This is a genomic window from Hymenobacter negativus (assembly GCF_017571495.1).
GTDB classification, from domain to species: Bacteria; Bacteroidota; Bacteroidia; order Cytophagales; family Hymenobacteraceae; genus Hymenobacter; species Hymenobacter negativus.
Genome location: NZ_JAGETZ010000009.1, coordinates 134,480 through 151,869, shown reverse-complemented (window position 1 = coordinate 151,869; position 17,390 = coordinate 134,480). Strand labels below are relative to the sequence as shown.

At 57.6% G+C, this 17,390-nt stretch carries 16 protein-coding genes; 9 read left to right on the top strand and 7 right to left on the bottom strand.

Features of this window, described 5'->3' with window-relative positions; genetic code table 11:
- Window positions 1–141: 141 nt before the first annotated feature.
- Both J4E00_RS18515 and mtgA read right to left on the bottom strand, forming a co-directional pair.
- A complete protein-coding gene (locus J4E00_RS18515) occupies window positions 142–585 on the bottom strand; it encodes a YybH family protein (RefSeq protein ID WP_236049936.1) in 444 nt (147 codons plus the stop codon).
- A 108-nt stretch (window positions 586–693) separates the two neighbouring features.
- Complete coding sequence (gene mtgA, locus J4E00_RS18510; RefSeq protein WP_208176745.1) at window positions 694–1,455, bottom strand: monofunctional biosynthetic peptidoglycan transglycosylase; 762 nt, start codon at window positions 1,453–1,455, stop codon at window positions 694–696.
- A 154-nt stretch (window positions 1,456–1,609) separates the two neighbouring features.
- Between mtgA and J4E00_RS18505 the strand changes: the two genes are divergently transcribed.
- Window positions 1,610–2,245, top strand: a complete 636-nt coding sequence (locus J4E00_RS18505) for an LON peptidase substrate-binding domain-containing protein (protein ID WP_208176744.1) — start codon at window positions 1,610–1,612, stop codon at window positions 2,243–2,245.
- A 180-nt stretch (window positions 2,246–2,425) separates the two neighbouring features.
- Here J4E00_RS18505 and J4E00_RS18500 read toward each other — a convergent pair whose 3' ends face one another.
- Together J4E00_RS18500 and J4E00_RS18495 are read right to left on the bottom strand one after the other, a co-directional pair.
- Window positions 2,426–3,238 (bottom strand): M48 family metalloprotease, encoded by an 813-nt coding sequence (locus J4E00_RS18500; RefSeq protein ID WP_208176743.1) that lies wholly within the window; start codon window positions 3,236–3,238, stop codon window positions 2,426–2,428.
- 133 nt (window positions 3,239–3,371) lie between these two features.
- Window positions 3,372–4,148, bottom strand: a complete 777-nt coding sequence (locus J4E00_RS18495) for a murein L,D-transpeptidase catalytic domain family protein (RefSeq protein ID WP_208176742.1) — start codon at window positions 4,146–4,148, stop codon at window positions 3,372–3,374.
- Between the two features lie 261 nt (window positions 4,149–4,409).
- On the opposite strand from J4E00_RS18495, the gene J4E00_RS18490 reads away from it, so the two are divergent.
- Window positions 4,410–4,832 carry a hypothetical protein gene (locus tag J4E00_RS18490; protein WP_208176741.1) on the top strand — a complete coding sequence of 141 codons (423 nt, stop codon included), beginning with the start codon at window positions 4,410–4,412 and terminating at the stop codon, window positions 4,830–4,832.
- A gap of 55 nt (window positions 4,833–4,887) precedes the next feature.
- Here the strand turns inward: J4E00_RS18490 and J4E00_RS18485 are convergent, their stop codons facing one another.
- Together J4E00_RS18485 and J4E00_RS18480 are read right to left on the bottom strand one after the other, a co-directional pair.
- Window positions 4,888–5,292 carry a hypothetical protein gene (locus J4E00_RS18485; RefSeq protein ID WP_208176740.1) on the bottom strand — a complete coding sequence of 135 codons (405 nt, stop codon included), beginning with the start codon at window positions 5,290–5,292 and terminating at the stop codon, window positions 4,888–4,890.
- Window positions 5,293–5,470: 178 nt separating this feature from the next.
- Entirely contained in the window at window positions 5,471–5,995 is a 525-nt protein-coding gene (locus J4E00_RS18480) for a hypothetical protein (protein ID WP_208176739.1), read from the bottom strand.
- 215 nt (window positions 5,996–6,210) lie between these two features.
- Between J4E00_RS18480 and J4E00_RS18475 the strand changes: the two genes are divergently transcribed.
- Both J4E00_RS18475 and J4E00_RS18470 read left to right on the top strand, forming a co-directional pair.
- Entirely contained in the window at window positions 6,211–7,842 is a 1,632-nt protein-coding gene (locus J4E00_RS18475; protein ID WP_208176738.1) for an ABC-F family ATP-binding cassette domain-containing protein, read from the top strand.
- Between the two features lie 103 nt (window positions 7,843–7,945).
- Window positions 7,946–8,752 (top strand): hypothetical protein, encoded by an 807-nt coding sequence (locus J4E00_RS18470; protein WP_208176737.1) that lies wholly within the window; start codon window positions 7,946–7,948, stop codon window positions 8,750–8,752.
- 105 nt (window positions 8,753–8,857) lie between these two features.
- Here J4E00_RS18470 and J4E00_RS18465 read toward each other — a convergent pair whose 3' ends face one another.
- Entirely contained in the window at window positions 8,858–9,016 is a 159-nt protein-coding gene (locus J4E00_RS18465) for a lmo0937 family membrane protein (RefSeq protein WP_208176736.1), read from the bottom strand.
- A gap of 214 nt (window positions 9,017–9,230) precedes the next feature.
- Here J4E00_RS18465 and J4E00_RS18460 point away from each other — a divergent pair, with 214 nt between their 5' ends.
- From J4E00_RS18460 to J4E00_RS18440, 5 genes are all read left to right on the top strand, one after another.
- Window positions 9,231–10,118: a 3-hydroxyacyl-CoA dehydrogenase family protein gene (locus tag J4E00_RS18460; protein WP_208176735.1), complete on the top strand. Its 888-nt coding sequence runs from the start codon at window positions 9,231–9,233 to the stop codon at window positions 10,116–10,118.
- A 274-nt stretch (window positions 10,119–10,392) separates the two neighbouring features.
- A complete protein-coding gene (locus tag J4E00_RS18455) occupies window positions 10,393–10,989 on the top strand; it encodes a sigma-70 family RNA polymerase sigma factor (RefSeq protein WP_208176734.1) in 597 nt (198 codons plus the stop codon).
- A 148-nt stretch (window positions 10,990–11,137) separates the two neighbouring features.
- The gene (locus tag J4E00_RS18450) at window positions 11,138–12,196 is read left to right on the top strand and encodes a FecR family protein (protein ID WP_208176733.1); all 1,059 of its coding nucleotides are present in this window, start codon (window positions 11,138–11,140) and stop codon (window positions 12,194–12,196) included.
- 171 nt (window positions 12,197–12,367) lie between these two features.
- Window positions 12,368–15,751, top strand: a complete 3,384-nt coding sequence (locus J4E00_RS18445; protein WP_208176732.1) for a TonB-dependent receptor — start codon at window positions 12,368–12,370, stop codon at window positions 15,749–15,751.
- A gap of 24 nt (window positions 15,752–15,775) precedes the next feature.
- Window positions 15,776–17,389 (top strand): RagB/SusD family nutrient uptake outer membrane protein, encoded by a 1,614-nt coding sequence (locus tag J4E00_RS18440; RefSeq protein WP_208176731.1) that lies wholly within the window; start codon window positions 15,776–15,778, stop codon window positions 17,387–17,389.
- Window position 17,390: the final 1 nt, after the last annotated feature.

Sequence of the window (17,390 nt, the reverse complement as noted above, 5' to 3'; positions counted from 1 at the left end):
CCTTCTGCCAGCAACAGGCTTAATGTAACCGGCTGGCCAGAGCCACCAACTACTTCCAAAGCTCAATTAGCTACCCGCGCTGACGGGGCTTTTCATTGTGGGTTTTCATCAACCGGGCCAGCATTTCTCGGTCTTTCCTACTTACTGGCTGCTATTGGTGTGGTCGGCCACCACCACCCACTTCCCCTCCACTTGCCGCAGCACCAGCAGGAAATACCCCTGCAAATCGCCCAGCGCCGCCGGCCGGGCCAGGTGCCAGCGGCCCACTACCTGCGCCGCCGTGGGGGCCACCAGCGTCACCCGCAAGCCACTGAAATCCAACTGGCCCATGGCCGTTGCATCGGGGTAGTTTTTCTGGTAGTTGGCCAGCGTGGGCTGCCAGCCATACGTCGGACCCTTCCGCCCGATGAACACCAGCGAATCGGACTTCCAGTAGCCTTCCATGAAGCCGGGAATGTCGCCCCGGTTCCAGGCCGCCGTTTGGGTGGTCAGCACCTGCACGATGGCGCGGCGGGCTACGGCCGGGTCGGCAGTGGCCGACTGACGCGCTGTGGAGCAGCCGCATAAGGTTCCGCCGACGGTCAAGCAGAGGGCGGCAAAGCCTCCTGCCCGCTTCGGCCAGGCAGTTGGTTTCCTACTGCGGTAAGGATGCTTCGCGGTGTTCTGCATGACGTTTTTCTACTGGCGACTTACCTACTTCAGCATATCCGCTACGTAGCGGGTGCCCCCCAGGCGGCGCATGTTGCGCATCACCCGCAGCTGCTTGGCCCGCGCCACCGGCCCGGGGTTAGAAGCCCGAAACCGCAGCGGGTTGGGCAGCACCCCGGCCAGCAGCGCAGCTTCGGCGGTGCTCACCTTGCTGGCTGGCTTGCCGAAATAGCGCTGGCTGGCGGCTTCCACGCCAAAGGTGCAGTCGCCCATTTCGGCCACGCTGAGGTACATTTCCATAATGCGGCGCTTGCTCCATAGTGTTTCGATGAGCACCGTGAAGTAGGCTTCGGCGGCCTTGCGCACGTAGCTGCGGCCCTGCCACAGAAACACGTTTTTGGCCACTTGCTGCGAGATGGTACTGCCCCCCACAATGTGCTTGCCGTCGCCGTTCCAGTTGCGTTTGGCGGCGCTGGCCATGGCGTCCAGGTCGAAGCCGTGGTGAATGAGGAAGCGCTGGTCCTCGGCCGCCACCAGAGCCAAGGGCACGCTCGGGGCCACCTCGTCCAGGGTCCGGAAATCGTAGTGAATGCGCCGGGGCTCTTCCTGAATGCCGTAGTAGCCCAGGCCCACCGGCGGGTGCGCGTGCCGGTCCAGCATCAACCAGGTGGCGGGCGGCGACACCCAGCGGTAAATCAGCACCCAGGCAATGGAGGTGAGGAAAAGCGCCGCGCCTACTTGCAGCAGCAGGCGGCTGGCTTTTTTGAGCAGCAGGGAAACGTCGGGAATTAGCTTGGCAGATGACATTGGGGCAAAAGTAGCGTGGTGCGCCGGGTTTCAGCTTTCCCGCCTACCTTGCTGCCTGCTTACGGTTCCGCTCACTGCTGGGGGTGGCGCCAAACCTAATCAGGCCCTTCCATTGTTAAAGGCTTGATTTATTCCTACTCCTAGTTCGCTGCTCATGGCCCGTCTGTTGCCCTTGTTTCCCCTCAATCTGGTCGTTTTTCCGGGCGAGAAGCTGAACCTGCACATTTTCGAGCCGCGCTACCGCCAACTGGTGCGCGAGTGCATCGAGCAAAACACCACCTTCGGCATTCCGCCCTACCTCGACGAATCCTTGAGCGAGCTGGGCACCGAAATGCGCTTACTCAGCGTGGAGCAAACTTATTCCAGCGGCGAGCTCGACATCCGCACCAAAGCCGTGGGGGTGTTTCGCATTAATAAATTCTACCGCCAGGCCCCCGGCAAGCTCTACGCCGGCGGCCTGGTTGAAGACGTGGTGCAGGACGACGTAGCCGACCCCATGCTGCGCGACATCATCACCCGCCAGGTGCGCCAGCTCTACGAAGCCCTCGGCCTGCGCAAGCTCCTGCTGGAGCTGGCCCCCGACTACTGCATTTTCGACGTGGCCCACCACATTGGCTTCAGCACCGACCAGGAATACCAGCTGCTGGCCACTACCAGCGAGCAGGAGCGCCAGGAAATAGTGCGCGAACACCTCGACACCATCCTGCCCGTCGTGCTCGAAACCGAGCGCCTCAAAGAACGGGTCCGCCTCAACGGCCACTTCAAAAACCTAACGCCCCCCAACTTCTAGCGTGTCGTTGCGAGCATGACAAAGCAATCCGTCCTGTAAAAGCGAGCAACTCCAACAAGTGAAAAGCCCCAACTCTGCTCAGAGTTGGGGCTTTTCAGTAAACCAAGCTTTGTCACCATGCCGGGCTCGTCACACTAACAGGACGGCTTGCTACGGGCTCCGCCCTCGCAATGACAGCGGCTATTGCTTCAATCCAGCCGGCACACCCTGCGGGTATTCGGCGGCAATTTCCTTTTGCAGCTCCCCGATGCGGTTGCCGGGGTCGGGGTGCGTGCTCATGAATTCGGGTGTGCTGCTGCGCCCGCCCTGGCTTTGCAGCATTTCCATTACCTTAATCATTGAGCGCGGGTCGTAGCCTGCTTTGGGGGTAAAGTCGACGGCTAACTTATCGGCTTCCAGCTCGTCGTTGCGGCTGAAACGCAGGCTGATTACTTTGGCAATAGCGGCTGCAATAGCGGCCTTGGCTACTGAGCTACCGGGGTTGTTGGGGTCGTAGGATGCAATGGATGCCGCACCGGCCAGCCCCTGCGTGAGGTTAGACTTGGCTACCTGCTCGGCCGAGTGCCGGCCTACTACGTGCCCAATCTCGTGCGCCAGCACACCCGCCAGCTGCCCTTCCGAAGTCAGGTTTTTGAGCAGGCCCTGCGTGATGAACACCTGCCCGCCGGGCAGCGCAAAGGCATTGATGGTCTGGTCGTCGGCCAACAGGTGAAACTGGAACCGATAGGGCGTCTGGCCGGCCTTGGTGCTGGCAATTATTTTCTGGCCGACCTGCTGCACGGCGGCCGTGGCCCGGGCATCGGGGCTTTCGCCCCCGTATTGGGCGGCCATTTCGGGAGCGGCTTGCAGGCCGAGGGCTATTTCCTGCTCGGTGCTCATGTTGACGTGCTGGGTTTCGCCAGTCACCTCATTTTTGGAAGTATTGAAAAAGTAGCCAAATAGGGACACCGCCGCCACAATGATGGCAATGATGAAGCGAAGATTTAAACGCATGGACAGGGGAAGTAAGGAGGTAAAAAACGCAGCCCGGCCACGAGCCGGCTGCCTCGGGCCGCGCCCGATGCGCTTTTAACGCACCCTTCCCGTTCGGGTTATTCCCGGCGCGGCTTCCTCCTCCGTTCAATTCCTACTGCATGCTGGCAAAAGCGGCCACTGCCCCATCCAAATCCAGCCATTTGGAGCGGTAGCCCGCGCCGGCAGGCCCGTGCAGATACAGCACGCTGCCGCCCTGGATGGCCTTCACAATAGCCGGTGTTTGGGCGACGGGCAAAGCCGGGCAGCCCTGGCTCCGGCCCAGGCGACCATGCGCCCGCACAAAGTCTTCGCACACGTAGTCGGCTCCGTGCACCACCACGGCCCGGCTCTCGGCATTGGTGTTGAAGCCGGGGTCGAGGCCCTTGATTTTTAGCGACAAGCCATGCTTGCCCACGTAGGTGGTGGGGGCCGTGCGGTAGAAACCCAGGCTGCTCATCTCCGAGCCATCCTGGTTGGAAAAGGCCATGGGCACGTCGGCCCCGCTGGCTTTGCCGTGCGCCACCAGCGTGTGGTATAGCACCTTGGCTTTTTCAACATTGATAACCCAAAGGCGTTTTTGCTGGCTGGGCTGGTTAAAGTCAATCAGGGTGAGCACGGGTGGCACGCTGGCCCGGTGGCTGGCAGCCCGCAGATTGTAGTAGCCCACCAGCCCTTCCCGAAACACGGCCAGCGGCAGGCCCGACACATTCAGCCCCATGCGGGTGTAGAGCTGGGCGGCTTTCTGCTCAAAGGCGGTTTGAAAATAGGCCCGGCGCGCCGTTGCCGGCAGTTTTGCCAGAGCATTTACGGGTACTTCCTGCGCTGAAAGCTGGCGCGCTGGCGCCAGCAATAATATTCCAAGACTAGCCCGAACAAGGTATTTGAACATAGATTATAATAATATATAACGCAGTGCCTAGAGCAGTTTCAGCATCAGCGGTAAGTAGCGCGAACTTTCAGTTCGCGTCCCTGCACTGCGTAGCATCCATCCCAAGACGCGAACTGAAAGTTCGCGCTACAGTCCGGCTGCTGCATTGATGCCGAAACGGCTCTAATCTAATTTCTGATGCGCCCACTACACCAGTAGGTCAAATTTAGTGCTTAGTTTCGCCCGATGCTTGGCTTTAAGCCAACTTTTTTCCTTTCGCCTGTGATTTCACGTTCTTTTTCAGGGATTTTTGGCGGTCATGTGATGGCTATTCTGGCCGGTTGCACGCTGCTAACGGGCTGCGGCCACGCCCTGCCCCAGCTCCCGGGCTTCGATGCCGCCGCGTGGCGCGCCGACCCCTATGCTTGCCACGACCAGCGCCGCGTGGCCGTACCCGCCCTTACCCAAAGCAAAGAAAATCTCTACGAAGCGCGGGCCGACGACGTAACTGCCCTGCTCGGCCCACCCGATGAAGAAGAACTGCGCGCCGGCACCGAGAAAGTATATTACTACTACCTGCAGCCCGGCACGCAATGCAACGCCCACCATGCCCGTTCCGGCGCGCCCTGCCTGAGCCTCCGTTTCGGCCCCCTAGGCACTGTAACGGAAGTCCTGACCGACCCACTCGTCCCCACCGTCCCTTAACAGAAACGGCCCGTCAGTTTCCTGACGGGCCGTTTTTTGTATCGATGATGCTTTGCTATCCCAGGCCGTTGCCTGTGCCAGCGGGGGCGCCACTGGGCTGGCCGTTCTGCTGCTGCAGCTGGCTGAGCTGCGTGGGCGTAAGAATGCGGCTGCACTCCTGCTCGTACTGGGCTTCCAACTCGGCAGCTTTGGCGGCCCGGGTGGCGTCATCGTTGCGGTACTCGCGCTCGATGATGCTCATGCCGGCCAGCTTGGTGCGGTTCACGGGCAGCAAGCGCAAAAACTGCCCCTCGTTGAGGTGCAGGCGGGTGGTCATTTCGCGGGTTAGGTTGACGGCTTTGTCGCCGTAGGCCTTGCTCATGGCAGGGTGCTCCGACAGCCGGTCAGCCATTTGGGCCTGTGCGCTGAAGGAGACGCCAGCCAACAACAGCGTTAGCAAAAAGGCGTAGGTCTTGCACATAAAAAACAAATATTTGACAGGGAAGATGTGTGAGATTTGTTCTTAACGGTCGCAAGTTAGTGTTTAGTTTCCAAATCAGTCTAATTCATCTTATAATCTCAATAAAAAATATTTTACGTCAACAACAAAAAGGGCTGGCTCCGAGAGCCAGCCCTTTTCTACCAGATTGTGTTTAACCTTATTTTTCTTGCATTTCAGAGTGCCCTTCGTTCGCGGAACGGTAGTACTGCATGGCAATAAGCGAGGTGATTACCCCGGTCATCGTGCCCATGAGGATGATGCCAAGGCCGCTGATGAGCACGCCCAAGTCAGAGCCAAACAGGTCGCGGGTCCGAATCTGGGCAATGGCCTGCTGGCTGATGCCGCCCAGCAGCCAAAATCCAGCGCCCAACAGTGCCGAAGCAACCAGCGCGGTAATGATACCAGTTCCATAGCCCTGCAGGTAGCCAAAGTCGCGGCCCTTGATGATACTGAGGTGGCGGATGGACAATACCACGCCTGCTACCACAATGAGCCCATTGAGGGCACTGGCTTCGATGCTGCCCAGAAAGCCTGCGATGGCAGCAATTACAAGGTATACTATTAGGACGGCAGCGGTGTAGATGCCGTATTTAACGCCATTGCCTTCAGCAGTAGCGCGGAGTGCAGCCAGCCGGCTGGTAGAAGATGCAGCTGATGATTTGAGTGCGGGTGCAGTAGCCATTGGTAAATTGAGTTTAGGAGTGGAAGTGGCACAGCGGCCACGGACTTTTCTCTTTATACTGGCTTCGCAAGCGCGGGGTTGTACCCAAATGGTCCTGACTGGCACTTATTTGCGTTGCCGAAGGTTTGCTACGATGCTTCGGTGACGGCTTACTGCGTAATTTTACCGCCACTGCATGCCATACGCCTTTTTACGTACTCTTTCTAGTTAGTTGAATGATTTCCACCTCCAATGTGAGCCTGCGCTACGGGAAGCGCGTGCTGTTTGAAGATGTTACTGTTAAGTTTCTACCGGGCAACGTCTACGGCCTCATCGGGGCCAATGGCGCGGGAAAATCCACGTTTCTGAAAATCCTCTCGGGTGAGATTGAGCCCAACACCGGCTCGGTGGAGATGCCGGCCGGCCAGCGCTTGGCCGTGCTGAAGCAGAACCAGTTCGCCTACGATGACCAAGTGGTGCTGCAAACCGTCATCCAGGGCCACCAGCAGCTGGCCAACGTGATGAAGGAAAAAGACGCGCTCTACGCCAAGTACGACGCGGGCACGGCGACCGACGCCGATGGCGAGCGCCTGGGCGTACTCGAAGGCGAATTTGCCGACATGAACGGCTGGGACGCCGACTACCAAGCCGCCGAGCTGCTCTCCGGCCTGGGCATCACCGAAGACAAGCACTACGCGCTGATGTCGGACCTCGGGGCCAGCGAAAAAGTACGCGTGCTGCTCGCTCAGGCCCTTTTCGGCAACCCCGACGTATTGCTGCTTGACGAACCGACCAACAACCTCGACGCCGAGAGCGTGCTCTGGCTCGAAAACTTCCTGGATAACTTCGAGAATACGGTGATTGTGGTAAGCCACGACCGCCACTTCCTTGATGCCGTGTGTAACTACATGGCCGACCTGGACTTCTCAAAAATCACCATGTATCCCGGCAACTACTCGTTCTGGTACGAGAGCAGCCAACTGGCCCTGCGCCAGCGCCAGGATGTGAACAAGAAAACCGAAGACAAGCGCAAGGAGCTCGAAGAGTTTGTGCGGCGCTTCTCGGCCAATGCCTCAAAATCGAAGCAGGCCACCAGCCGCCAGAAGCTGCTGCAGAAGCTGACGCTGGAAGAAATCAAGCCTTCGTCGCGGCGCTACCCCTACATCGCATTCAAACCCGAGCGCGAAGCCGGCAACCAGCTCCTGAGCGTGGAAGGCGTGAGCAAAACGGTAGACGGCCAATCGGTGCTGAAAAACGTGACGTTTGCGCTTGACAAGGGCGACAAGGTGGCCATTGTGGGTCGCGACGACCGGGCGGCCTCCCTCCTGTTCGACATCGTTTTTGGCGAGGCCAAACCAGACAAAGGCGAGTACAAGTGGGGCACCACCATCACGCCCAGCTATTTCCCGAAGGAAAACAGCGCCTTTTTCCAGGCCGACAACATGAACCTGGTGGACTGGCTGCGGCAGTATTCGGTGGAAAAGGACGAGAGCTTTGTGCGCGGCTGGCTGGGCCGAATGCTGTTCTCGGGTGAGGAGTCGCAGAAGAAGCCCAATGTGTTGAGCGGGGGCGAGAAAGTGCGCTGCATGCTCTCGAAAATGATGTTGGAAAGCGGCAACGTGCTGGTGCTGGACGACCCGACGAACCATTTGGATTTGGAAAGCATTCAGGCCCTGAACAACGGCCTCAAGGATTTCACCGGCTCGCTCATCTTCGCCTCGCACGATTTGCAGTTCATTGACACCGTGGCCAATCGCATCATCGAGTTAACCCCGGACGGCATCATCGACCGCCGCATGAACTACGAAGAGTACCTGGCCGACGAAACCCTGAAGGCTCAGCGTCAGAAAATGTACCAGCTGGCGTAAGTAATCGACGAATGGAGCCCGGGGAGCGATTTTTTTCCCGGCCGCTGCTGTTGCTTTGGACTATCGTTTCCCGTTCTTCATTCTCCTCTTTTCCGCTTTCCGCATGAAACGTTATTTGCGCTCGCTGTTGCTCGTAGCCGGTGTGGCTGGCTTGTCTGCTTTGCAGGCCCAGGCTCAGGACAAGCCCGTGCTCAACTCGGCACCTCCCGGCCCGCCCGCTACCACGCCACGCCCGGTAGACCCCACCCCGACTCCTACTACGCCCGCCCCGGAGCCTACGCCTGCTACTCAGGAGCCCATTCCGGCAGCGCCCCCCACGCCCGATGCGCCATCAGGCCTGAACTTCCCCAACCGGGCGGCCACCAAGGCCGGCGGCGCGGAAGACCAGCCGCCATCAAAGAAATTCCTGTACACCAACTTTGGCCTGGGCTTCGCTTCAAATGGGGGGCTCAATCAATTTAACGCGAGCCTTTCGCCGGCCATTGGCTTTCGCCTTACCAATAAGTTAGCGGTTGGACCTGGCATTTCTTACGCCTACAGTAGCTATAGCCTCGATAACAATGCGCGCAATGCCGGCTTCGCCCTGAACCGGCAAGGCGACCAGAGCATTAAGTCGAGCAGTGTGGGCCTGAAAGCCTTCGCACAGTACATCGTGTACAAGGAATTCTTCGTGCATGCCGAGTACGAAGTAACCAACGCCCAACTGATTGACTTTGACACCAACAACGGTTATTTTAAATACAATCGCACGGTAACAACGCCTTTGGCAGGCATCGGGTATCGCTCGTATCTGGGCGAGAAAGCCGCAGTTGATATTGTGGCACTGTATAATTTCGACAGCTCCGTGCTAAACTCGTTGTATCCGGGGTTGGTAGTTCGCTTCAGCTTGCTATTTAATATCGGTAAATAATGGCTGAATTAATTTCAGTTAATTAATTTAATAAAACATAAAAAAGCCGCGCTGAAAACAGCGCGGCTTTTTTTATGTTTTTAAGTTTAACCCGGTCGGGTTGCGCTATACAGCGCTTCGCCCGCTAATGACGCGGAGCAAAATAGCGATGATAGCAATTACCAACAGCGTGTGAATAATGCCGCCGGTGAAGAAGCCGCCGAAGAAGCTAACAGCCCAGATGATGACAAGAATGACGGCGATGATATACAGGAGGTTGCCCATGGCTTGGAGGAAGTTAGAGAATGAAGGGGAGATGAGAAAAGTGCGAGAAGTGTCTCTGCGGCTTTGTACGGGGGGCCTTTCAAAAGGATATATTAATTGAAAAAATATTTCTTCGGAGCCAAACAAAAACGGTGTTTCTAAATGATGCCGTAGCTTTGTTGAAGCAGGCCAACGGGCCTTGTTTTACTTCCCACCCACTCTTTTCTTGTTTGTTATGAATGTTGCCGTTATTGGCTCTGGCACCATGGGCAATGGCATTGCCCACGTATTTGCACAGCACGGTTTTTCGGTGTCGTTAATTGACATCAACCAGCCGGCCCTGGACCGCGCCCTGGGCACCATCACCAAAAACCTGGACCGACAGGTGACCAAAGCCTCCCTGAGCGAGGACGACAAAGCGGCTACCCTGGGCCGCCTCAAAACCTACACCTCCTTGGCGGAGGGCGTGGCTGGCGTGGGCCTGGTGGTAGAAGCTGCCACCGAGAACGTGGACCTAAAGCTGCAAATCTTCCGCGACCTGGACCAGCACGCGCCCGCCGACGCCATTCTGGCCTCGAACACGTCGTCGATTTCCATTACCAAAATTGCAGCCGTCACCAAACGCCCGCAGCAGGTAATTGGCATGCACTTCATGAACCCCGTGCCGGTGATGAAGCTGGTGGAGGTAATCCGGGGCTACGCCACTTCCGATGCGGTGACGCAGCAGGTGATGGAGCTGTCGCGCCAACTGGGCAAAACGCCCACCGAGGTGAACGACTACCCCGGCTTCGTGGCCAACCGCATTTTGATGCCGATGATTAACGAGGCTATCATCACGCTATTTGAGGGCGTGGCTGGCGTGGAGGAAATCGACACGGTGATGAAGCTGGGCATGGCTCACCCGATGGGCCCGCTGCAGCTGGCCGACTTTATTGGCTTGGATGTGTGCCTTGCCATCCTGCGGGTGTTGCATGAGGGCTTGGGCAACTCCAAATACGCCCCCTGCCCCCTGCTGGTGAACATGGTGATGGCCGGCCGCCTGGGCGTGAAATCGGGCGAGGGCTTCTACCAGTACACCGCCGGCTCGAAGGACCTGATGGTGGCCGAGCGGTTCCGGAAATAAGCCCATACCTTTATCTGGAACGGCACAAGGGGCCCTAACTTAGGTTTGGGCCCCTTGTTTGTTTACTGGGAGTCATACGGACTGAGGCTGGTTGGGGTGGCGATGGGCGAACGGGGAACGAGCTATTAGGTACATTTTTGGTCGTATCACAAAAGCAATACTGTATAGTTTAATTCCCGCAATTTTGAGATAGAAATCAGAGCGTTAAGTATTTGTTAAAGTCTGCTATTGCTTTGTACATTAGCCATTATTCCCATCTCTACGCGTCCTGTTTGTGTTCTCCCAATCTTCCAGCAATTATGCGTCCTTGTCGGATGCGGACCTGCTTACCGCGCTGTACTCCGATGATGAGGGTAGCTTCGCAGAAATCTACCAACGCTATTGCTATCGACTTTTTACGCTGGCTTATCAGAAGTTGAAGAGCCGCGAAACGGCCGAAGAACTCGTGCAGGACTTATTTGAAAACCTCTGGAACCGCCGCGCAAATCACGAGATTCAGCAGCTGGAGCAATACCTGTTTTCGGCACTGCGGTATCGCATCATCAACTATATCAAGATGCAGCAGGTCCGGTCAGGTTATGAGTTGTACCGCCGCCTGCATACTTCGGAGGCCGATAGCACTACCGAAAACGCGCTGGCCCTCAACGAGCTGAGCGCCGCGCTGCGAGCCAGCGTGCAAAGGCTACCGGCTAAAACGCGCGAAATATTTCAGCTGAGCCGACTGGAGCAATATTCGGTGGCCGAAATTTCAGGGCGTGTCCATTTATCCGAAAAAGCGGTAGAATATCACCTTACCAAATCGCTGAAGCTGTTGCGCATCTACCTGCGCGATTTTTTGGCAGTAGCATTAGCCGTTTTCTGGCATTTTTAACTTTATATGTTCCCCAAATAAGCAACTGATTACATGAGCTTTCCTGATTGGAATGCTCATTTTTTATAAAAAAGTGGGTGATGAGGTTAGGGGTAATGGCAAGTTAGCTGACTTGTTAGGTAGAAGCCCATCCAACCTCTTGCCCACCGTGACGGAAGCCGAATTCTACTTGCTGCTCCAGCGCTACCTCGATGGCCGCTGCACGCCTGCCGAAAAGGCCCAAGTGACGCAGTGGTATAACCAGCTGCACGAAACGGACCTGCGCCTGCTGCCCAGCCAGGACCAGCAGCAGGTGGAAGCCGCCATCTGGCAGCGGCTGCGGCTAGCTCCAACCAAGCCCAAAACTGCGCCGCGCGAGCGACAACTGGTCTCGGACTTCTGGCACAGGCCGCAACTGCGCTGGGCGGCCGTCGGGCTATTCGTCTTGGGGCTGAGTGGGTTGGTGCCCTTCGTTCGGCATTGGCAGGCTGCCCCAATCCCAGTTGCCGCTACCCCAGTGGATGGCTGGATGCGCCACCACAACACCACCGGCCGGGCGCAGGTGTTCCAGCTGCCCGATGCCAGCCGCGTCACGCTGCAATCGGGTAGCACCTTGCGCTATAGCACGGCCCTGGCCGGCCCCAGGCGCGAGGTATACCTAGAAGGTGAGGCATTTTTTCAGGTGCATAAAAACCCGGCGCGGCCCTTCCTGGTGTTTACTAGCCAAGTAGTAACTACCGTGCTGGGCACCAGTTTCGACGTGAAAGCCTATGCTGGCGGCGCGCAGGCCCTGGTGGCCGTGCGCGAGGGCAAAGTATCGGTGCAGCCCCGGCAAGATGCCCAGCTTGACGCTACCCCGACGCACCCGTCCAAGGCCGGCGTACTGCTCCTGCCCAACCAGCAAGTGGTGTACTCAGTGGCCAGCCATCAACTGAAGAAAGAGCTGGTGGACAAGCCGGCCGTGCTGGTGCCGCAGGCTTTCGATTTTGAGGAACGGCCCGTGACCGAAGTACTCGCGGCTTTGGAAAAGGCTTACGGCGTGGCCATTCTGTACGACAAGCAGAAGCTAGCTGGCTGCACGGTCACCATCACCTTCTACGATGAGGCGTTGTTTGAGAAGTTGGGCCTGTTGTGTAAATCACTGGGGGCTTACTACACGCTGACCGATACCCAGATTACTATTCATAGTAACGGCTGCGAAGCCGCCCCGACCCAGCCGCGCAACTAAGCGGCGCTTTGCCAAGGCAAGCGACTGGCTTTTTCAGAAGCCGGAAATCGAAATAACTGGTTTTGAAACCACTAACTGCATTTGCAAAAATGCAGAACGGCTACTCATTTTCATCATATCCCACCCTTACCTATGGAAAATCAGGTACAAGTTTTCTCTCCTTTCCGACCAGTGCTCCGGCGCCTTTTGCTACCAACCCTGGTAGTATGCCTGCAAGTGAGCCCGGCGCTGGCTCATGGCCGCCCTACGCAAACGGTACTGGAGCGTACCGTGACGGTACAGGTAGAAGGCCAAACGATTAAGTCTATTCTGAGCCAGCTGGCCAAGCAGGCCAATATTCGCTTTGTGTATAGCCAGCAGCTCATTCGAGCTGACCGCAAAGTGACGGTGCGGGCTCAAAATCAGCCGCTGGCAGCGGTACTCGACGAGGTATTTGCGCCCTCGAAAATTGAGTACGAGATAGACCACGACCGTATCGTGTTGCGACTTCCGGCAAAGCCTATTTCCGCAAACGATTCCGGCAGCTCCGATACTGCTCCGCAGGCTGTGCCGGTGACCGGGCGCGTAGTTGATGCCAAGGGTACGGGCCTGCCTGGGGTGACGGTGCTTGTGAAAGGAACCAGTATCGGCACGACGACCGGCCCAGATGGCAGCTTTACCATTCAGGCACCCGAAAACAGTGTGGTGGTGTTCAGCTTCGTGGGCTACGCCCGCCAGGAGGTGCCGGTGACTGGTGCCACCACCAGCCTGAGCGTCACGCTGACCGAAGACAATCAGGCGCTGAACGAGGTGGTAGTTATTGGTTACGGTACCTCCCGCAAAAGCGACCTAACCGGTGCCGTAGCGTCGGTGACGAGCGCGCAATTAACACAGGTAGCTACCTCCGACCCCGTGCAGGCCCTGCAAGGCCGCGCGGCCGGTGTGGAAGTCACTTCCAACAGCGGCCAGCCCGGCTCGGGCACCCGCATTCGGGTCCGGGGCGTGGGCACCATCAACAACAGCGACCCGCTTTATGTGGTGGACGGCATCCAGACCAGCGACATTGGCTTTTTACTGCCCGCCGACATCGAGTCAACCGAAATTTTAAAGGATGCTTCGGCTACAGCCATTTACGGCTCGCGCGGGGCCAACGGCGTGGTGCTCATCACCACCAAACACGGCAAGGCGGGCGCTACGCAGTTCAACCTGTCGGGCTACACAGGCTTCCAGCAGATTCGGCGCACGCTGCCCCTGGCCAACGCCGCTCAATACGCGACGCTCGTGAAGGAGGCATTTACCAACGCTGGACAATCACTGCCCGCCGACTATGGCCCTCAGTTGCAAAACGCCATTGATACCAATGCCCAAGGCATTGATTACCAAAATTTAGTAACTCAGAAGGGTTTGATTACCAACTACAGCCTGTCGGCGTCGGGCGGCACCGAGCAAAACCGTTACCTGGTGAGCGGCAGCTATTTTCAGCAAGACGGCATCGTCAAGAATTCGGGCTTCAAGAAGTATGTAATTCGGGTGAATGACGACGTAGTGCTCACCAAGCACATCAAGGCGGGCGTATCGGCTGCATTTACCAACAACAACCAAACGGGCAGCGGCGACGGCCAGGGTGGCTCGCAGCCCTACCTGGTGCTACAATACGCCTTGCAAAAGAACCCGCTCCTCGACCCCTACGGTCCCGATGGAGCCTACAGCGACGACATCATCACGCGCAATGCACCTAACGTACCGCGCTACCTCGACGAGCAGAAATACAACAAAATCACAAACAACAACTTGTTCAGCAGCAGTTACTTGGATGTTTCGCTGTTCAAAGGACTGACGTTCCGCTCCACGTTTGGCGTCAATTACTTTAACAACCATCCCAAAGTTTTCCAGCCGCAGTACTACATTGGTCCAACTGACCAGCGAGCCCAGAGTGCGCTCATCGAGACGCGCACCGAGAACGTTTCGTGGGTATGGTCGAACTACGCCAACTACACCAAGACCTTCGCCAACAACACTTCCTTTTCGGCTACGCTAGGCCAGGAGTCACAGCGCGGCTATGGCAACGGTATTTCTAGCACGGGCTACGACGTACCAGCCGATGCCTCGTTACAGTACCTATCGGCTTCGCGCAGCACGAACAACGTCGTGCGTAGCAACCAGTATGACGGCAGCTTGTCTTCTTACTTTGGGCGGGCCAACTTCAATTTCCGCGACCGCTACCTCGTGACGGGTACGTTGCGGTTGGACCAAACCTCGAAGTTTCTGGGACCCGTGCGCAAAGGATACTTCCCGTCGGTGGGCGCGGCCTGGAACATCTCCAACGAGAACTTTCTCAAGGGCGTTAGCTACCTGTCAGTGCTGAAACTGCGGGCCAGCTACGGCCAAGTGGGCAACCAGAATGCCGCGCCTAACTACGGCTATGCCTCAGTAGCTAATGGCAACCAGACCTACGTGTTCAATAACACGCCCGCTCCTGGCCTGGCCATTACCCAGCTTAACAACCCGCTACTGAAGTGGGAAACGGCCGTCACCACTGATGTAGGCATTGATGCCGAACTCTTTAACAGTCAATTGACGTTTACAGCCGACTATTTTGAGCGGCGCACCCAGGACATGATTGCCCTGCTGCCAGTGCCCGACTATGTGGGTCAAGCTCCTGCTAGCGCCAACGTAGGCTCCCTGCGTAACCGTGGCTTGGAGCTGGCGCTGAATTACCGCAACTCGGTGGGCAAACTCCAGTATAATTTGGGGCTTAACTTCACTAAAATCAACAACGTAGTAACTAGCCTGGGGGGCGGCAACGCCATTGCCGCCGGCAATGTGCTCACGCAAATCAACAACACCACCCTCACCGACGTAGGCCGCGAGGTAGCTTACTTCAACGGCTTGCAGGCCCAGGGTGTGTTCCACAATCAGGGCGAAATTGACGCTTATAAAAGCACTTCCGGGGTAATGATACAGCCCGATGCCCGCCCGGGCGACGTGAAGTACCTGGATACCAACGGCGACGGTGTGATTACGACCGCTGACTACACGTACCTGGGCAGTGCTACGCCCAGCTTTAGCTACGGTGCCTCGCTGAACCTGAGCTATGTAGGCTTCGACTTCAAGGTGTTGCTCTACGGGGTGCAGGGTGCTGAGGCCGTGAACGGCGCGGGCTTTAACCTGAACAAGTCCTCCAACTTGGTGGGCGTGTGGAGCAACTTCTACGCGAGCCGCATGGACCGCTGGACTCCTAGCAACCCCAACAGTGACCAGCCCCGCGTGACGGCTACTGACAACAACGGCAACGACCGTTTCAGCAGCCGCTACGTGGAGGATGCCAGCTACCTGCGCGCTCGGAACATGGAGCTGGGCTACTCGTTGCCCAAGGACTTTCTGGGCCGTTATCAGGTGGGTGGGGCACGAGTGTTTGTGTCCGTTGATAACGTGTTCACCATCACCAAGTACACGGGCTATGACCCGGAAATTTCGACGGTTGCTTCTTACAACAACCCCCTGGCTTACGGCGTGGACTACGGCAACTATCCGCAGGCGCGCACCTATCGCGTAGGCTTCAACGTGCAGTTTTAATCAACTATGTCCTACCTACCCTATATGAAACCCACCCGCGCCACCGTATTGTTCGGCCTGCTGCTAATTACCACCCTGGCTCCAGGCTGCAAAGATTTTCTGGAAAAAGAGCCCCTTGGTACTACCACCCAGGATAACCTTTTCAGAGACCCTATCAACTCCATTCAGGCCGTCAACGCCGTGTACGACGTGACGGCCTGGGACCAAGGTCCTAAATGGGGCGACCCCAATGGTCAGTACGTGGCCCAGACCTACGAATGGATGTTCGGGGATTTGATGACCGATGATGCTGAAAAAGGAGGCGGTGGGCCCAGCGACTTTCAGTCCCTGATTGAGCTTAAAAGCTGGACCATCCCACCCTCCAGCCCACCTGTTACCACGCTGTGGGTACACAGCTTCACGGGCATCGCCCGGGCCAATACGGTGATTAACAACATCGACGCCGGCACCATCGATGCTGGCCTGAAAACGCGCCTCAAGGGTGAGGCGCTGTTCCTGCGGGCTTATTTCTACTTCAACTTGGTGAAGAGTTTCGGCGGGGTACCGTTGTTTGAAAAGAGCGTGACCCCCACCGAGGCGCCCAACGTGTCCCGCGCTACCATCGCCCAGACTTATGCCTTCATCGAAAAAGACCTGAGGGCTGCGGCCACCATGCTGCCCGAAAAGAGCGGTTACGCTGCTGCTGACGCGGGCCGCGCCACCAAGGGCGCTGCCAACGGCTACCTGGCCCGCGCCATCATGTACCAGCTAGGCACCGTGAACGGCAACAACCACACCTGGCAGGAGGTCTACGACCTCACGAGCACCATCATCACCTCCAACCAGTATAGCCTGCTGGCCAACTATGCCGCTATCCATCAGGACATCGGCGAAAACAGCAGCGAGTCATTATTCGAGATTCAGTTTGGAACGGACAACAACACCTACGGCCCCATCTCGATAGGCACAACCAACAATATTTTCCAGAACAACCGCCGAACGTTCGGCTACGGATTTAACAACCCCACCCAGAATTTGGTCGATGAGTTTGAGGCCAACGACCCCCGCCGCGAAGTCTCGATTATTAGAAACAACGACATCGTGCTGGGCATCCTCAACCCCGTTGACCTCAACGAGAACGCGACGGGTTACTTCAGCCGCAAGGTCGCTATTATCCGTCCGCCCTCCCCGGAGGCTGGCCCCCAGAACATTCGCAAGCTGCGCTACGCCGACATCCTGCTGATGAAGGCTGAAGCCGCCGCCCAGCTCAACAAGTCCGCCGAAGCAATAGCCCTGGTAAACCAAGTGCGCGCCCGCGCCCGCCTGTCGACCCGCCCACCGGGTACCACGCTCGGCTCGCTCACCTACGAGCCGGCCAATACTCCCCCCGGTACGCTGCCCGACCTGGCCGCCAGCCTGTCGGGCCAAGCCCTGCTGAACGCCATTTGGCACGAGCGCCGGGTTGAATTCGCCGAAGAGTCACTCCGGCTGTGGGATTTGATTCGCACGGGGCGCTACCTGGCTGTCCTGCCGGCTGCCGTCCGGGCGCGGGCCCAGTCGCACGTTGCTACTGAGTCGTCGGTCAATCCGTTCCCGCTACTGCCCATTTCGCTGAACGATGCGCAGACCTGGAAGGTACCCCAAAACCCGGGCTATTAGG

Excerpts from the sequence above, each read along its gene's own strand:
- mtgA (WP_208176745.1), bottom strand. The coding sequence starts at position 1,455 with ATGTCATCTGCCAAGCTAATTCCCGACGTTTCCCTGCTGCTCAAAAAA.
- J4E00_RS18505 (WP_208176744.1), top strand. The coding sequence starts at position 1,610 with ATGGCCCGTCTGTTGCCCTTGTTTCCCCTCAATCTGGTCGTTTTTCCG.
- J4E00_RS18500 (WP_208176743.1), bottom strand. The coding sequence starts at position 3,238 with ATGCGTTTAAATCTTCGCTTCATCATTGCCATCATTGTGGCGGCGGTG.
- J4E00_RS18495 (WP_208176742.1), bottom strand. The coding sequence starts at position 4,148 with ATGTTCAAATACCTTGTTCGGGCTAGTCTTGGAATATTATTGCTGGCG.
- J4E00_RS18485 (WP_208176740.1), bottom strand. The coding sequence starts at position 5,292 with ATGTGCAAGACCTACGCCTTTTTGCTAACGCTGTTGTTGGCTGGCGTC.
- J4E00_RS18480 (WP_208176739.1), bottom strand. The coding sequence starts at position 5,995 with ATGGCTACTGCACCCGCACTCAAATCATCAGCTGCATCTTCTACCAGC.
- J4E00_RS18475 (WP_208176738.1), top strand. The coding sequence starts at position 6,211 with ATGATTTCCACCTCCAATGTGAGCCTGCGCTACGGGAAGCGCGTGCTG.
- J4E00_RS18470 (WP_208176737.1), top strand. The coding sequence starts at position 7,946 with ATGAAACGTTATTTGCGCTCGCTGTTGCTCGTAGCCGGTGTGGCTGGC.
- J4E00_RS18465 (WP_208176736.1), bottom strand. The coding sequence starts at position 9,016 with ATGGGCAACCTCCTGTATATCATCGCCGTCATTCTTGTCATCATCTGG.
- J4E00_RS18460 (WP_208176735.1), top strand. The coding sequence starts at position 9,231 with ATGAATGTTGCCGTTATTGGCTCTGGCACCATGGGCAATGGCATTGCC.
- J4E00_RS18440 (WP_208176731.1), top strand. The coding sequence starts at position 15,776 with ATGAAACCCACCCGCGCCACCGTATTGTTCGGCCTGCTGCTAATTACC.